This window comes from Methylobacterium carpenticola, from assembly GCF_042748905.1.
Classification (GTDB): Bacteria; Pseudomonadota; Alphaproteobacteria; order Rhizobiales; family Beijerinckiaceae; genus Methylobacterium; species Methylobacterium carpenticola.
Window position 1 is genome coordinate 1,621,611 of the sequence record NZ_JBHZEO010000001.1, and the last position, 15,142, is coordinate 1,636,752.

The window sequence follows — 15,142 nt, forward strand, 5'->3', positions numbered from 1 at the left end:
GGCTCAGCGCTCCCGCGCGGCCAGGGAGCGGACCGCCGCGACGATGTCGGGCACCTGCGGAACCACGGCCTTCTCCAGCTCCGGGTTGTACGGGATCGGGCACTCGGCCCCGCCGAGGCGCACGATCGGTGCGTCGAGGTAGTCGAAGGCCTCGCTCTCGGCGATGAGCGCGCTGATCTCGGCACCGATGCCGAGTGTCTTGACTCCTTCGTAGACGCAGACCAGACGGCCGGTCTTCGCCACGCTCGCCACGAGGGTATCGCGGTCGAGAGGGCGGATGCTGCGCAAGTCGACGACCTCGACCGAAATGCCGTCCTCGCGCAGGGCCTCGGCGGCCGCGAGAGCCTTGTGCACCATGATGGCGGTCGCGACGATCGTCACGTCCTCGCCCTGCCGGCACACTCGCGCCTTGCCGATCGGCACCGTGTAGTGTCCCTCCGGCACCTCCCCCTTCATCTTGTAGAGCAGCTTGTGCTCGAAGATCATGACCGGATCGGGATCGGCGATCGCGGCGAGGAGAAGGCCCTTGGCGTCGTGCGGCGTGGCGGGCTGCACGACCTTCAGGCCCGGAACGTGGCCGAGCCACGCCTCGAGGCTCTGGCTATGCTGGGCCGCGGCGCCGGTGCCGGAGCCGGCCGGGAAGCGCATCACCAGCGGCACGGAGACCGCGCCGCCGAGCATGAAGCGGATCTTCGCCGCCTGGTTGACGATCTGCTCCATCGCGAGGGTCGCGAAGTCGGAGAACTGGAACTCGTAGATCGGGCGCATGCCGGTGAGCGCAGCGCCCACCGCGACGCCCGCCCCGCCGAGTTCGGCGATCGGCGTGTCGATCACCCGCTCGGCCCCGAACCGGTGAACGAGATCGCCCGTCACCTGGAAGGCGCCGCCATAGACCCCGATATCCTCGCCCATCACGAAGACGCGGGAATCGGCCTCCATGGCGAGTGCCATGGCCTCGTTGATCGCCTGAGCGTAGCTCAGTTCGCGCACGGTATCCCTCATGTCGTCTTGTCCATCTGATTGACGTCGGGCCGCGCGGCTCAATCCGTGTAGACGAAGCGGGTCGCTTCCTCAGGGCGCGGGGACGGGCTGTCCTTGGCGAAGGCGATGCCCTCGGCGATGGAGCGCTCGACCTCGTCGCGCAGGCGGGCGAGGCCGGCTTCGTCGATCACGCCGTATTCCTGCAGTTGCACCTCGAAGCGCACGATCGGATCCCGGCTGATCCAGTCCTCGATCTCTTCCTTGGTGCGATAACGGTTGCGGTCGCTTTTCGAATGCCCGCGATGACGGTAGGTCTTGCACTCGACGAGGCTAGGCCCTTCCCCTCGCCGCGCCCGCTGGACGGCGGTGACCGCAGCCTCGGCGACTGCCGAGAGGTCGTTGCCGTCCACCGTCACGCCCGGCATCGCGTACGCGGCGGCCCGCTCGGCGATGTTGCGCACCGCCGTCGAGCGCTCGGTCGAGACCGACATGCCGTACTGATTGTTCTCGCAGACGAACACGACCGGCAGCTTCCAGATCGCCGCCATGTTGAGCGCCTCGTGGAAGGCGCCCTCGTTGTTGGCGCCGTCGCCGAAGAACGACATCACCACGTCGGGCCGCCGCTGCATCTTCAGGGAGAGTGCGGCGCCGACCGCGATCGGGATGCCGCCGGCCACGATGCCGTTGGCGCCGAGATTGCCCTTCCGGACATCGGCGATGTGCATCGAGCCGCCGCGGCCGCGGCAATAACCGGTCTCCTTGCCGAAGAACTCGGCGAACATCCGCCCGACCTCCGCCCCCTTCGCGATGCAGTGGCCGTGCCCGCGATGGGTCGAGGTGATCTGGTCGGTGTCGGAGAGCGGCAGGCACATGCCGACCGCGCTGGCCTCCTGGCCGATCGAGAGGTGCATCGTGCCGTGGATGAGGCCGCGCATGTAGCTCTCCTCCGCTCCCTCCTCGAAGCGGCGGATCAGGTACATCTTGCGGAGGGCCTCGACGAGCACCGCCTCCGGGTAGGCCCGAAAGGCGAAGGGGCGGTTGTCGGCCATTCCGTCACGGGCGGGAGCGGCCGAGGGCGCAGCGTCGGACATGCCTGACTCCAGTCTTCAGGGGAGAGGGACGAGGGGAGCGCTCAGGCGCTCAGGCGGCGCTCGATCGGCCACTGGCGAGCATCGGCCTCGTCGAGGCGGCGTCGGATCTGCGTGACGAGCAGGCTCTCGTCGGGGGCGCAGTCGGCGTAGGTGAGCCGCTCGCCGGCCTTGACCGGGCGGACCACCTGGGCGCCCTCGGCGAGGCCGAGCGGCAGCGCACCTTCGCTGCGCGCGTCCTCCCAGGTCATGGCGAAGCCGCGGTAATCGGTCTCGCCGATCTTGCCGAGGCGATCGCCCGGGGCGAGGTCGCGCTTGGCGACCGTGACGCATTCCGCCACCGGCCGGTCGAGCGGCTCCATGTCGGGCGCCCCCGCGATGACGGCGCGGATCGCCGAGAGCGGCACCTCGAGGCTGGTGAGGTGGTAAGGCCGGAAGATCGTGTAGCACGGACCCGGCCCGACCTTCAGGTCGGTCATCCGCTCCAGCACGCGCGGGTGGCGCGGCTTCACGATGCAGAACACGCCCGGGGCCACCCCCTTGCCGATCGAGTAGTCGACGACGCCAGGCCGGCTGAGGATGCCGCCATCCGCCCGGGTGCAGAGCACCTGGGCGAGTTCATCGCGTGTCGCCGCCGGGCCGTGCATGCCCGGCACGTCCGGGACGAGGCCGGTGGCGTTGGCGACCGCCACCATCTCGATCATCGTCTTCGAGCCGTCGACGAACTCGACCAGCATCCGGGCGTTCATGTCGCGCCGCCGGGCCTCCTCCTCGTAGTCCGCCGGCACGGCATCGAACTTCAGCGGGTTGTTCTTGCCCTTGCCGGCCGCGATCACGTCGAAGCCGAGCGCCTGGGCGAAGCCGACGATCTCGATCGTCGCTGCCGGCTCGTCCCCGGCGGCGCCCGTATAGACGACCCCGGCCCGGCGTGCCTCCGCCATGAGGTGGCGCCCGATGCAGATGTCAGCCTCGACGTTCAGCATCACGACGTGCTTGCCGGAGCGGAAGGCCTCGAGAGCGACGAGCGTGCCGACATTCGGGTTGCCGGTCGCGTCAATCACGACGTCTATCCGGCCCGCCGCGCACAGGGCCTTGTAATCCTCGGTGAGCGCGACGCCGCCGCCCTCGATCGCCGCGTCTACGGCCGTGCCGGAGGAGGCCGGGACGCCTTGGCGGTCGACGAGAGCAAGGGCGCGGCTGGCCGCCGCGAGGTTGAGCTCGGACACGGCTCCGAGCCGGACGCCCGGCATCAGCGCCATCTGCACGATCATGTCCGTTCCCATCTGGCCGGCACCGGCGAGACCGACGGTCACCGGTCCGTGCTTCTGGGCGTGCGCGCGCAGGCTCGCGGCGAGTCCGACTGGGGCGATCGACATGAGAAGCTCCTCCCGATAGCCGCGCACGTTCTCAGCTCGTCGCGACGTTGGCGTCTGCATGCCGAACATTTGTCTCTCTGTCAACATAAATGTCTGGGATGGCGGAGCGTCGCACGCGCCGTGGCGGCGCGCCGTCGACCTGCCGTATATTCTGTCTGGACCCCTCCAGGAGCTTGCGCGCATGAATCCGCCATGAGATCATTGCCGCCGTGTGGCACGATCCAGCGCCCGATCCGCGGTGAATATAGTCAAGAAGCCGTGGCGCCTTCTGGTATTCTTCTTTCTAAGATCGCAGCAGTAAGTTTTTTGGTTCGGCAACCGATCCGGCGAAGCATCGATTTCTTACTTTGGGCCCTGCTTGAGCGGCCGGAAATACTCGCCCGATTCAACCAACATTGTGGAAACCAATAGAGACCAGCACGCACAAGTATTTATTAGTAAATAAGAACGCTAAAATAATCAGTTTTAGCATCATCTACAATATGTTCGGATATCAAGAAGCTTCCCATAGCAAAATGATGTCATCATGCCTCGCGTTCTGACACCGGCTAGAAGAATTAGCCTCGATTTTTCAAACTGCCTCAGCTCTTCAAAATCCCAATCCTTGCGCTGAGACGTTCAACATCGCCCCTCGATGAATAATATTTCGATCGATAGCCATTCCGCAGGAATGGCTATCGACTTCAAGAAGCCGGGACAGTGGTGGTATCGGAACACGGCACGGCTCGTCCCGCTAGGCATAACGGGTCCGTCACCGGCGGCGCCGTCAATGTCTGATCCGCCGCGCGAGGCCGCGGATCGCCGGGCGGTCGGCAGCGAGGCAAGGCATGTCCCAGTTCGGCTCAGCACCCACGAACAAGTCGAGGAAGCCGATCGCCCGCGTCGGGTCTTCGAGGACGTTCTCGCGAAACGACCACCACGTCGCCGTCTCGGCGATCAGCGGGCTGAGATGAATCGGCTCCTCTCCCTCCTGGGCTAGAACTGTATCCAGCGTCGTGAGGCAGTATCCCGTGTAGAGGAGACCCTCCGGCCAAAATACCTCCAATCGCTTGACTTCTCCCGCACTCGCCAGAACATGTCCTTGATGCTGAAGGTCGAGTGACGCAGGACGATGGCGGACGAGGTTATACAGCATCAGCGCCGAACTAAAAATCATATAGTCTCGGCGGTTAATATCCGCGACCCTGCTCTGTCCGAGGAACTCGTCCCTCCAGTCGAGAAACGCGCGGGTCAGCAGCACCGGATCGACGACCACGGAGAGGCCAAGGCGGCCGGCGATCGCGTCGGCGTAGCTGAAAAATCCCTCCCGGAAGAAGCCGAGCTTGCGAACCTGATGGGAGAGATCCGGGCTCGGCGCGATTCCTTCCGCAAGGAGGGTCTCTGCGAGGTTCAGGGGCATGGCGTTCACCGTGATGCCGACAATCTATGGTGACGTTGTAGTAGGTGGCAGGGCCGCGCAAGCGGCTGTGCGAAGCCGAGACGTACAAATTGACAGACAGTCGTTCAAGTGTTCATATGCCTGGAACGACGCCCGTCGGCGGAGGCGTGACGAGCGAACCGGGAGGGTAGCGTGATCGATTGGCGCATGGCGTTGGTCGCCCTTGGCATCGCGTGGGTCCTGCAGGGGCTCTGTGGATGGTTGCATCTGCGCCGGTGCCGCGCCGTGCTCGGGGAGCTCGCGGCGAGCCGACCGGACGGCTGGCTCGCCACGGGATCGGCGAGGGGACGCCTGGGCCGCCGCGCCGTCGCGGTTCTGGTCGCCGCGCCAGACGGAACGGTGGACCGCGCGATGGCGATGACGGGCTGGAGCAGCACGGCCGCTTTCCAACCCATTCCGGATCTTGCAGGCCGCGGCCTGACGGGCCTCGCGGCGGAGAGCGCCGCCGGCCTCGTGCAGCGGGCCGTCGTGGATGCGGCCCGCCGCGCTTGCCGCCTGCGCGAGGAGAACAAGACGGCCGGTCGCGGGGCGTCGGCCCCATCTGAGGCAAGCTCCTGGACAAGCTCCGCGCCTGGGGGCCGCCCTCCACAAGATCGGTGAAGTGACGGAGACCGCGTGCCATCGGAGCGGATGACGAGGCTGAAGCACCCCCGAATTTGGCCTGGCATCGGTATCGAAGGCGCAAGTCTTCGTCGTGGTGCATGCTGCCACGCGACTTAACAGAAACGATCTCACATATCGGAGCAGCGATACCGCGACGCGAGCGACGTCCTCCAAATAAAAGAGCAAAAAACGGAGGCAACAACTTGCTAGATTTACATTTCAGTGTCTTTAATTGATCGGCATGGCGGGTTTGTTGGAAGTCATTTCCTGGAACCCAGCCGTCGGTGCAAGCATCGGGATCGCCGCGGCAGTGATCGTGGCAGGGACTCCAACCCGCGGGACTTTTGTCCTGCGCAATCATAACTTGAGGTGAGGAACATGGCCCTGAGCATCATTGCCGCGCAAGGCTTGCTCGATTTTGTTCACAGTATCGCCGGCGCGCATGTCGCCACCGGCTTTGATCACGCGCCGGCACTGGCCGCATCTCACGCCTTCGCCGACATGAATGCGGCGACGCCCCACACCCTGGTCGCGGCAGCTCAGGACATGGTTCCTGGCGGCGCGGCGATCTCGTCCGACGATTACGCCAAGCGGGTGCAGCAGCTGTCCGCGGGCCAGCGCGAGGAGCAGCTGGGCTGGCTCGCCACCGCCGGCCGCCACTTCATCGGCGTGTTCCAGAAGGGCGGCGAGGTCTTCGTCAGCTTCATGACCGGCATCGTCCCGACGCTGATCGCCCTGATGACGGCGTTCTATGCCCTGACCGGCCTCGTCGGCGAGAAGCGGATCCAGGCCGTTGCCCGGTTTGCCGGCCGCACCGCCCTGACCCGCTACACGCTGCTCCCTCTCATGGCGGTGTTCTTCCTCACCAACCCGATGGCCTACACATTCGGCACCTTCCTCGAGGAGAAGCATAAGCCCGCCTTCTACGACTCGGCCGTATCGCTCGTGCACCCTATCCTGGGCCTGTTCCCCCACGCCAATCCTGGCGAGTATTTCGTCTGGGCCGGAGTGCTGGCGGCTCTTCTGGAACTTGAGAAGCGTGGCGCTATTCCTGGCGGATATCACATTACTTTGGCTATTTATTATATCGCGGTCGGCATTGTCGTCTGCTTCCTCAAAGGCGTCTTGACGGAAAGGATTACCGCGATCATGGCGCGCCGCGAAGGCGTGACGCTCTGAACCTGATCCGCCGGACCGGTCTTCGGTCCGGCGGATGATGCACGGCGACCCTAACGAGACTGATCTCGCCGAGATCGGCCAAGAAGAACTTGCCAAGGTACAGGAACGGTCCGATGAGCAGGCAGTACAAGGCAGTGCGCGTCAAGCAGGGATCCGGCGGCTGGGGCGGTCCTCTGGTGATCCAGCCGACGCCAGATCGGGATAAGATCGTCGCGGTGACGGGCGGCGGCGTCCCGCCGGTAGCCGCGCGCCTCGCCGAACTCACCGGAGCGACGGTGGTGGACGGCTTCCGCAACCCGCCGCTCGAGAGCGAGATCGCCGCGGTGGTGATCGATTGCGGCGGCACGGCGCGCTGCGGAGTCTACCCGCGCAAGCGCATCCCGACCATCAACATGACTCCGGTGGGGCAATCCGGTCCGCTCGCCCAGTTCATCACAGAGGACATCTACGTCTCGGGCGTCACGGCGAACGACCTCATCCCCTTGGATGCCGCGGCCGCGGCGGCGGTGGCGACTCCGGCGGCCGAGACCGTCGCGCCAAACGCTCCCGTGCAGGACAACGCGCCCACCTCCGGGTCGCGCGGCCTCGTCGGCATGGTCGCCGCCGTTGGGCGGGTGATGGGCCAGACGGTCAGCATTTTCTTCAATGCCGGCCGACGGACGATCGACACGGTCATCCGCAACGTCCTGCCGTTCATGGCCTTCGTGACCATGCTGATCGGGCTGATCCTCTATACGGGGATCGGCGACGTGCTGGCCGCCCCGATGGGGCCGCTCGCCAACACCATCACCGGCCTGCTCGTGCTCGCGGCCATCTGCTCGCTGCCGTTCCTGTCACCGGTCCTCAGCCCCGGGGCGGTGATCGCGCAGGTCGTGGGCGTCGCCATCATCGGGCCGCAGATCGCCAACGGCACCATCGCGCCCGCCATGGCCCTGCCGGCCCTGTTCGCCTACAACGCCCAGGCCGGATGCGATTTCGTCCCGGTCGGCCTCGCCCTTGGAGAAGCGAAGCCGAAGACGATCGAGATCGGCGTTCCCGCTATTCTCATCAGTCGCCAAATCATGGGCCCGGTGTCTGTGCTCCTGGCCTGGGGTGCGACTTTCTTTCTTTGATGAAGACATCAGATCGATTGGAGATCGTCATGACGATTCTGCTGCGCAGCCGCATCACCGAAGTCGGGCCGGACGCGGCCGAGATGATCAGCGGAGGCGTGCTGATCCTCTTCGCGGACGGCGCGCCGCCCGAGCTCGCCGAGATCTCGGTGCTGCACAAAGTCGAGGATGGCCCGAGCGAAGCCGCCCCCGCCCCCGGCGCCGAGCTGACCATCGGCGCGGTGGGGACCGTACTGACGGGGGTGGGCTCCCGTGCCTGGGCCAAGATCCGGGACATCGGCCACGTCGTGGTGAACTTCAACGGCGAGGACGTGCCGGAGCGTCCGGGAGACCTCTGCGCCGCGCCGGTGAATACCGAGGCCCTCCTCGCCGCCCTCAACTCTGGCGCCGAGATCCGCATCTCGGCCTGACACCGGTCGGGCGGTCCCGAACTCGCCGCAAGAATATCAGGGAGGATCCACATGCAGTGTGAGCGCATCGTGACGGTGGGAGTGCGGGACGGCCTCCACGCTCGCCCGGCCACACAATTCGTCAAGCTCGCCAAGCAGTTCGGCTCGACGATCGAAGTCGGCTGCCGCGGCGTCCGGGCGAATGCCAAGAGTTCCGTGAAGCTGATGCTGCTCGGCATCAAGGAGCGCGAGGAGATCACGCTGCACGCCGTGGGAGAGGACGCCGCCCACGCCGTCGAGCGGCTGGCGGCCTTCATCGTCACCGAGGATGCCGGCCTCGAGATTCAGCGCGACGCGGCCCCGCGCATGGCCGAGCCCGAGTCGGCGCCGCTCGCCCCGCCGCGCCCGCCCACCGCCCCCGCCGGCACGCCGGCGAGCCGGGGCACGGCCCTGGGTCCGGCCCATCCGTTCTTCCCCCCGCCGCTGACCGAGATGTCGCGCGCGATCGTCGGCGCAGAGATCGAGCAGCACGTCGAGGCCTATCGCGCCGCGGTCGTCGAGGTCGGGGAGATCCTCCAGCGGCGGCGCAACGGCCTTCACATGCATCCCGAAGATGCCGAGATCATCGAGGCCTTGATCGACGTCGCGCGCGACGTCGAACTCGCCCAGGCGACCGAGCAGCTGATCCGCTCGGGCCTCGACGCGACCGCCTCGGTGCTGCGGGCAGGGACGGAATTGAGCGACGCCTTCGCGGCAGTCGAGGATCCCTACATCCGCGCCCGCGCCGAGGACATCCGCACGATCACCCGCCGCATCGCCCTGCGGCTCCTCGGGCGCGAGGAAGCGACGCTGACCGGGCTCCCGCCGGGCGCGATCGTTCTCGCCGACGAGCTCGGCATCCTCGACCTGGCGGAGGCCGACCTGTCGGCGGTCGGCGGCATCGTTTGCCGCCAGGGCACCGTGAACTCGCACATCGCCATCATGGCCCGGGCGCACGGCATTCCCCTGGTGGTCGGCTGCACCATCGGCGCGGATCGCCTGAAGGAGGCGCGGCAGGTTGCCCTCGACGGTGCGACGGGGGACGTGCACATCGATCCCGAACCGGACCTGGTCGCACGGATCGAGAGCACGCTCGCGGACGAGCGGGACGAGCGGGTGCGGCTCGAGGCCTATCGTCTGGTCGAGCCGATGACGCGGACGGGCCGGCGCATCGAGGTCGCGGCCAATCTCGGCTCACCGAAGGAAATCGCGGCCGCCCAGGCAGCGGGCGCCATGGGGGTCGGCCTCCTGCGCACCGAGTTCCTGTTCATGGAGCGTCGGAGCCCGCCCGACGAAAACGAGCAGATGCAGGTCTACCGGCGCTTCGCCGAGGCCTTCGCGCCCCACCCGGTGATCGTGCGCACCCTCGACGTGGGCGGGGACAAGCCGGTGCCGGGCGTGCCCTTCCCCAAGGAGGAGAACCCGTTCCTCGGCTGGCGGGGCGTGCGGCTCTGCCTCGACCGACCGGAACTGTTCAAGCCGCAGATCCGCGCGCTCCTGCGCGCCGCCACCATCGGCAACATCAAGGTGATGGTGCCGATGATCAGCGATGTCGGGGAGGTCCACCGGGTCCGGCAGCTGATTGAGGAGTGCCGGGCGGAGCTGGACCGCGAGGGCCTCGCCCACGGCCGCTTCGACCTCGGCATCATGATGGAGACGCCGGCTTGCGCGCTTCTCGCCGACGAGCTCGCCGGTGAGGTCGCGTTCTTCTCGATCGGCACCAACGACCTCACGCAATACGTGATGGCGGCCGACCGGCTGAACCCGCGGGTGGCGGCACTCAACCGGGCGGATCACCCCGCAGTGCTCCGGGCGATCCGGTTGATCTGCGAGGCAGCCGGGAAGGCCGGGATCCCGGTCGGGATCTGCGGCGAGGCTGCAGCGAATCTGGACCTAATCCCGACCTTCATCGGCTTCGGCGTCACCGAACTCAGTATGAGCCCCGGCGCGATCCTGCGGGCCAAGAAGTGCGTGACGGAAATCGGATGAAGCGGTCCATCGACCTGATCATCTTCGATTGCGACGGCGTCCTCGTCGATAGCGAGCCGCTCGCCGCAGCCGCGATGGCGGAGGTGCTAGGCCGGGCCGGCCATGCCGTTCCGCCGTCGATCATCCTGCGCTCGGTCGGCCGCAAGCAGGACGACATCATCCGGGACGTCGAGGGCTTCCTCGGCAGCCCGGTCGCTCCCGCGGCGCTCGCCGACCTCTGGCCGGCGACGCGGGCGGCGTTTCGCGGCCGGCTCCAGCCGACATCCGGCATCACAGCCTTCCTGCGCGAACTCCGGACCGCGCGATGCGTCGCCTCCTCGTCCAGCCACCAGCGGATCGCCTTCAGCCTCGCCGAGACTGGGCTCGCCGAGTTCTGTCCCCCGGAGGTGGTGTTCAGCGGGCATGACGTCGCGCGCGGCAAACCGGCCCCGGACCTGTTCCTCCACGCCGCCGCCTGCATGGGCGTCGCGCCGGAACGCTGCCTCGTAATCGAGGATTCCCGCTACGGCGTGCAGGGGGCGGTCGCGGCAGGCGCCCTTGCCGTGGGGTATACCGGTGGCAGCCATGCCCCTGACGCTGCGGCCCTGCGGGCAGCGGGTGCGACCTGGGCGGCCGGGTCGTGGACGGACATGGCGCGGCAGCTGGCGGAATATGAACTTGGCTCGCCGCGCGGAAACGCCGGCGCCTGACACCGGGAGGACGGGATGGCGGGGCGGCAAGAATTGGAACTGTTGCTCGGGGACGGCGAGACCCTGGTCCGCGACGGCTATCGCGGGGCTCGCCTGCTGCTGCGCACCGGGACGCGCCTGCTGCCGGACGGCGTCCCCCTCGCCCGCGGCGTGTCCCGCTTGGCGCGCCGGGTCGACGAGACCATCACCCGCGCCGAGACGATCGCCCTGTCCGTGCTGCGCCCGCATGCCGGTCGCGAAGGGCTCGCCGAACTTCTGCACGCCCTCACGACCTGCGCCGCCGACCGAGCGGAATTCGCGCGGGTCTTCGTGGAAGTGCAGTACCTCCTGATCGAGTCGGTTCTCCGGCACTGGGGCGCGAAGAATGTCTACATCTCGGAGCACCTGATCCGCCTCGCTCTGCGCACCGTCGAAGCGCGGCATGCCAGTCTGGTCACGCGCCTGCGCGATGGTCGTGAGCCGGATCCCGCCCTGATCGGCACCTTCGCGACCGCTGCGGCGCTCGCGCTGATTGGACGGCAGCCGATCCTTTACGTCTCGGCGGAGGACGGACCAACGCAGCGGCCGATCACGGCGGAGAGCTGCAACGTCCCGTGTTTCCTGGCGGCCGCACTCGCTTTGACCGGATATGCGCGCGAACCGAGTTCCGACTTGGCCCCCTACGTCATGGCCGCCGCCGACATCATCGATGCGCGCCACGAGCGTTTCACTGACCTTTGCCGCCGACCCGAAGCCTTGAGCTTGCTGGACGCTGAATTTTCGAGCATCGCCTCCGCGATGCCCTGAGAGATCGCGCGCGGCGAGACTCGCCGGCGCTGCGCGCAGGCCATCGGGCCGATCAGTGCGGCCGAATCGGATGATATGTCATGGCGCGGGGCGATCCTGCTATCGAGCCAGGTTCTCGATCGGCATGGTGATGCGCATCGTCAGTCCCTCCGATGCCCAATCGTGCTGGATCGTGCCGCCGAGCTGACCGACCGTGCTGCGGGCCACCATCAAACTCCCGAAACCCCGCCGTTGCGGCTGTCCGGGAACGGTCGGGCCGCCGCGCTCCCGCCAGAGCAGCGACAGCGCCGCGCCTTCGCGTCGGCTGTGGATCTCCACCCGTCCCCCCGTGGCCGAGAGGGCGCCGTACTTCACGGCGTTCGTGGCCTGCTCGTGGACGATCAGCGCGAGCGCCGTCGCCGCCTGCTCGCCGATCTCGGCGTCGTCCCCCGCGATCGCGATGCGCTCCCGCCCCTGATCCGCGTAGGGGGCCAGCAGCGTGCGCAGGAGCCCCTGGACGGTCTGGCTCTCGGCGACCGGCCCGTGCGGGCGGACGTAGTCGTGAGCCCGGGCGAGGGCCTGAAGCCGTTTCAGGAAACCCTCGGCGTAGTCCTGTGCCGCCGCGTTGCCCCGCGCCGTCACCGCGGCCAGCCCGCCGACCACCGCGAAGATGTTCTTGATCCGGTGCGACAACTCGCGGGTCAGAAGCTCGCGCGCCTCCTCGCCCGCCCTGCGCTGCGTGATGTCCCGGTGAGCCCCGATCAGGCGCGCGGCGCGGCCATCGGCGTCGCGCTCGATCTGCGCGATCGCGGCGATCCAGCGGACCTCCCCGTCGCTCGGCCGGATGATGCGGTACTCGGCCCGGTAGTCGCGGTCGCCGTTGCGGATGGCGTCCTTGAAATGGCGCTCCGTGGCCTCCCGATCCTCGGGATGGATGCGGCGCACCCAGGCCTCGTGGCTCTCCTGGGCGGCCTCCGGAGGAAGCCCGTGGATCCGCAGGTATTGCGGCGAGCGCCGGTTCCGGAAGCCGTCGCGCAGGTCGACTTCGAGCCCGCCCACGCCCGCGATCTCCTGCACCCGCTCCAGCTCGGCCTCCCGCTGCGCCAGGACGGCCAGGAGCCGGCGATGCTCGAGCTGCGTCATCACCTGACGGGACAGGGCCTGCAGCACCTCGGCCTGTCCGGCGCCGAGGCCATCCGGGCGAGGGGCATGGTCGAGCACGCACAGCGTGCCCAGCGGAAGGCCCTCCGCCGATCGCAGCGGGACGCCGGCAAAGAAGCGCAGAGGCGGGGCACCGGTGACGAGCGGATTGCAGGCGAAGCGCGGATCCTCGGTGGTGTCGGGAACCATGAGGAGATCATGCTGCAGCATCGCATGCTTGCAGACCGAGCCGTCGAGCGGCGTCTCCCGAAGGCCCAGGCCGATCTCGGCCTTGAAGAACTGGCGCGTATCCTCGATCAGGGTGACGACGGCGACGGGCGCTCGACAAACATGGGCCGCGATCTTGCAGATGTCGTCGAAGGCCGGCTCGGGGGGCGTGTCGAGCACGGCGTAGGAGCGCAGAACCGCCAGTCGCTCCGTCTCCGACCAAGGGCACGGAGCCTGTTGACGATCGACGCCGGTGTCCACCATGGGCCACCTCCTTGCGATCCGAGCGGCGCGACCCTCGTACCTTAGCAGGTCCACCATCGGCAATCTCGGCAATGAATCCCGGCCGAGACCGGGCAGCCGGCTGGTTCACGGCGCGATCCGAAGCGACGGACGGCCCATCGCTCACAAAGACGGCGCGAACTTTAACCTGGGTGATGTCGTTGATGGAGCATGCCGCGAACCCCACCCACCGTACTGATCGTCGAGGATGATGGCTTGGTGCGCCTGATGGCCGCCGATATGCTGGAGGATGCGGGCTTCGCCGTGCTCGAAGCCACCAATGCCGACGAGGCCCTGGCCATCCTGGAGCGCCGAGGGGATATCGGCACCCTCTTCACCGACGTGGACATGCCCGGCTCGATGAACGGCTTCGCGCTCGCGCAGCGCGTCGCCGAGCGCTGGCCGCGGATCCGTCTGGTCATCACCTCCGGACGCTTCAGCCCGGATCCGAGCGACGGGCCCGACCACGGCCGCTTCGTCGCCAAACCGTATCGGGCGGCCAGCGTCCTGCAGGCCATCGAGAGCGCGGTCGAGCCACGCCGCCGCGCGTCCGGCCGCGACGCCGGCCGGTGATCCCGGTCATCCTCTCCGCGTCCCCGCCGCGCCGGGCCGCCATCCGTTCCCTGGATTCCCGATCGTGACGTGGCGCGCCGCTCATCCCGCCGGATCGGTCGCCTCATCAGGCCGGCAGGGATTTATGTAGGAAGTCGTACAAACAATTGATAAGCAGATACCGCTTCTGCACACCTTCCTGCGCCGCTCGATTTGTTTTCGAAATCAGTGTTGCGATCTTGCACTTGTACTGCATACTAAGGCCAAGCTTTCTTGGTGCTCCGCCCTGCTGGGAAGGGCGCAGACAGGATCGTTCGAATGCTAAAGAAGCTTCTGCTCGCCACGGCAGCAGCAACCGCCTTGACGGGCGCTGCTTCGGCTGCCGATCTTCCGCGCCGGGCCGAGCCCCCGCCGGTCTTCACGCCGGTGCCGCTCTTCACCTGGACCGGATTCTACGCCGGTTTCAACGCCGGCTATGGCTTCGACACCCGGGGTGACAGCGGCCCGACCGTTCTCGGCCTCGGCCCGCGCACCGGCCTCGTCGTCGTCCCGACGGTCGTCGCCTTCCGGAACGAGAACAATCTCGACGGATTCACCGGCGGTGGCCAGATCGGCTACAACTACCAGTTCACGCCGGGCTCGGGCGTGGTGATCGGCATCGAGGCCGATGCCCAATACGTCGATTTCGGCCGTGACCGGAACCGCTTCATCGCCACCGGCCCGCTGGCGGCGCAGACGGTGTTCAACCCGGCGGGGATTTCCGGTCTCGACTTCTTCGGCACCGTGCGCGGACGCCTCGGCTACGCCTTCGACCGCGTGCTGTTCTACGGCACCGGCGGCTTCGCCTACGGGGCGGGCGGCGGCCGCAACTTCGGCCTGCCGAACAACGACGACTTCCAGACCGGCTGGACCGCCGGCGGCGGCATCGAATACGCCCTGCCCACCGACTCGTTCCTGAACTTCTTCCGGTCGAGTTCGGTGACGCTGAAGGTCGAAGGTCTCTACGTGAACCTCGACCGCGGCCGGGGGCTGAACGGCGCCTTCGCGGTCAACAATGCCGGCACCCTGATCACGGTGCTGAGCCCGGATGTGGTCGTGGTGAATGCGGGCCAGGTCCGCCGCAACACCGAGTTCGCGGTGGTCCGCGCCGGCCTGAACTACAAGTTCGGCACCTGGTAGTCCGGTGGCCGGTCACGGTTCGGCTTGAGCGTCCCCAGACCCCGATCAACTCTGGCCGCTTGGCCGAACGGCGCCCCGGGGCTCGCACCCCGGGGCGTCTGCCGTCGAGGCGC

Annotated in this window: 14 protein-coding genes; 9 read left to right on the forward strand and 5 right to left on the reverse strand. The window is 67.6% G+C overall.

All coding sequences use genetic code 11. From position 1 onward, the window contains the following. Positions 1-3 precede the first annotated feature (3 nt). From ACE101_RS07830 to ACE101_RS07845, 4 genes are all read right to left on the reverse strand, one after another. Positions 4-1,002 carry an alpha-ketoacid dehydrogenase subunit beta gene (locus tag ACE101_RS07830; RefSeq protein WP_379127582.1) on the reverse strand — a complete coding sequence of 333 codons (999 nt, stop codon included), beginning with the start codon at positions 1,000-1,002 and terminating at the stop codon, positions 4-6. Between the two features lie 38 nt (positions 1,003-1,040). Continuing rightward, on the reverse strand, positions 1,041-2,072 hold the full coding sequence (locus tag ACE101_RS07835; RefSeq protein WP_379127584.1) for a thiamine pyrophosphate-dependent dehydrogenase E1 component subunit alpha: 1,032 nt from the start codon (positions 2,070-2,072) through the stop codon (positions 1,041-1,043). 41 nt (positions 2,073-2,113) lie between these two features. Next, complete coding sequence (locus tag ACE101_RS07840) at positions 2,114-3,445, reverse strand: NAD(P)H-dependent oxidoreductase (protein WP_379127586.1); 1,332 nt, start codon at positions 3,443-3,445, stop codon at positions 2,114-2,116. A 766-nt stretch (positions 3,446-4,211) separates the two neighbouring features. Further along, on the reverse strand, positions 4,212-4,844 hold the full coding sequence (locus ACE101_RS07845; protein ID WP_379127588.1) for a hypothetical protein: 633 nt from the start codon (positions 4,842-4,844) through the stop codon (positions 4,212-4,214). A gap of 171 nt (positions 4,845-5,015) precedes the next feature. Between ACE101_RS07845 and ACE101_RS07850 the strand changes: the two genes are divergently transcribed. The 7 genes from ACE101_RS07850 (at position 5,016) to ACE101_RS07880 (ending at position 11,669) form a co-directional block, all read left to right on the forward strand. Beyond that, the gene (locus ACE101_RS07850) at positions 5,016-5,483 is read left to right on the forward strand and encodes a transcriptional regulator GutM (RefSeq protein ID WP_379127589.1); all 468 of its coding nucleotides are present in this window, start codon (positions 5,016-5,018) and stop codon (positions 5,481-5,483) included. Positions 5,484-5,864: 381 nt separating this feature from the next. Then, the gene (gene srlA, locus ACE101_RS07855) at positions 5,865-6,665 is read left to right on the forward strand and encodes a PTS glucitol/sorbitol transporter subunit IIC (RefSeq protein WP_441005375.1); all 801 of its coding nucleotides are present in this window, start codon (positions 5,865-5,867) and stop codon (positions 6,663-6,665) included. Between the two features lie 113 nt (positions 6,666-6,778). Further along, complete coding sequence (gene srlE, locus ACE101_RS07860) at positions 6,779-7,777, forward strand: PTS glucitol/sorbitol transporter subunit IIB (RefSeq protein WP_379127590.1); 999 nt, start codon at positions 6,779-6,781, stop codon at positions 7,775-7,777. Between the two features lie 29 nt (positions 7,778-7,806). After that, positions 7,807-8,187 (forward strand): PTS glucitol/sorbitol transporter subunit IIA, encoded by a 381-nt coding sequence (locus tag ACE101_RS07865; protein WP_379127591.1) that lies wholly within the window; start codon positions 7,807-7,809, stop codon positions 8,185-8,187. Positions 8,188-8,238: 51 nt separating this feature from the next. Beyond that, positions 8,239-10,194 carry a phosphoenolpyruvate--protein phosphotransferase gene (gene ptsP / locus ACE101_RS07870; RefSeq protein WP_379127593.1) on the forward strand — a complete coding sequence of 652 codons (1,956 nt, stop codon included), beginning with the start codon at positions 8,239-8,241 and terminating at the stop codon, positions 10,192-10,194. Then, a complete protein-coding gene (locus ACE101_RS07875) occupies positions 10,191-10,883 on the forward strand; it encodes an HAD family hydrolase (RefSeq protein WP_379127596.1) in 693 nt (230 codons plus the stop codon). Before ptsP ends, ACE101_RS07875 begins: the two co-directional genes overlap by 4 nt. 15 nt (positions 10,884-10,898) lie before the next feature. Further along, positions 10,899-11,669 carry a hypothetical protein gene (locus ACE101_RS07880; protein ID WP_379127598.1) on the forward strand — a complete coding sequence of 257 codons (771 nt, stop codon included), beginning with the start codon at positions 10,899-10,901 and terminating at the stop codon, positions 11,667-11,669. A 99-nt stretch (positions 11,670-11,768) separates the two neighbouring features. Here ACE101_RS07880 and ACE101_RS07885 read toward each other — a convergent pair whose 3' ends face one another. After that, positions 11,769-13,280 carry a PAS domain-containing protein gene (locus ACE101_RS07885; protein WP_379127600.1) on the reverse strand — a complete coding sequence of 504 codons (1,512 nt, stop codon included), beginning with the start codon at positions 13,278-13,280 and terminating at the stop codon, positions 11,769-11,771. 189 nt (positions 13,281-13,469) lie between these two features. Between ACE101_RS07885 and ACE101_RS07890 the strand changes: the two genes are divergently transcribed. Together ACE101_RS07890 and ACE101_RS07895 are read left to right on the forward strand one after the other, a co-directional pair. Further along, on the forward strand, positions 13,470-13,871 hold the full coding sequence (locus ACE101_RS07890) for a response regulator (RefSeq protein WP_379127602.1): 402 nt from the start codon (positions 13,470-13,472) through the stop codon (positions 13,869-13,871). A gap of 297 nt (positions 13,872-14,168) precedes the next feature. Next, positions 14,169-15,029 (forward strand): outer membrane protein, encoded by an 861-nt coding sequence (locus tag ACE101_RS07895; protein WP_379127604.1) that lies wholly within the window; start codon positions 14,169-14,171, stop codon positions 15,027-15,029. The last annotated feature ends 113 nt before the right edge of the window (positions 15,030-15,142 follow it).

Bases quoted from the DNA above. Each gene is read 5' to 3' on its own strand.
- ACE101_RS07890 (WP_379127602.1), top strand. From the start codon at position 13,470: ATGCCGCGAACCCCACCCACCGTACTGATCGTCGAGGATGATGGCTTG.
- ACE101_RS07835 (WP_379127584.1), bottom strand. From the start codon at position 2,072: ATGTCCGACGCTGCGCCCTCGGCCGCTCCCGCCCGTGACGGAATGGCC.
- ACE101_RS07865 (WP_379127591.1), top strand. From the start codon at position 7,807: ATGACGATTCTGCTGCGCAGCCGCATCACCGAAGTCGGGCCGGACGCG.
- ACE101_RS07845 (WP_379127588.1), bottom strand. From the start codon at position 4,844: ATGCCCCTGAACCTCGCAGAGACCCTCCTTGCGGAAGGAATCGCGCCG.
- ACE101_RS07830 (WP_379127582.1), bottom strand. From the start codon at position 1,002: ATGAGGGATACCGTGCGCGAACTGAGCTACGCTCAGGCGATCAACGAG.
- srlA (WP_441005375.1), top strand. From the start codon at position 5,865: ATGGCCCTGAGCATCATTGCCGCGCAAGGCTTGCTCGATTTTGTTCAC.
- ptsP (WP_379127593.1), top strand. From the start codon at position 8,239: ATGCAGTGTGAGCGCATCGTGACGGTGGGAGTGCGGGACGGCCTCCAC.
- ACE101_RS07895 (WP_379127604.1), top strand. From the start codon at position 14,169: ATGCTAAAGAAGCTTCTGCTCGCCACGGCAGCAGCAACCGCCTTGACG.
- ACE101_RS07885 (WP_379127600.1), bottom strand. From the start codon at position 13,280: ATGGTGGACACCGGCGTCGATCGTCAACAGGCTCCGTGCCCTTGGTCG.
- ACE101_RS07880 (WP_379127598.1), top strand. From the start codon at position 10,899: ATGGCGGGGCGGCAAGAATTGGAACTGTTGCTCGGGGACGGCGAGACC.
- ACE101_RS07875 (WP_379127596.1), top strand. From the start codon at position 10,191: ATGAAGCGGTCCATCGACCTGATCATCTTCGATTGCGACGGCGTCCTC.
- ACE101_RS07840 (WP_379127586.1), bottom strand. From the start codon at position 3,445: ATGTCGATCGCCCCAGTCGGACTCGCCGCGAGCCTGCGCGCGCACGCC.
- srlE (WP_379127590.1), top strand. From the start codon at position 6,779: ATGAGCAGGCAGTACAAGGCAGTGCGCGTCAAGCAGGGATCCGGCGGC.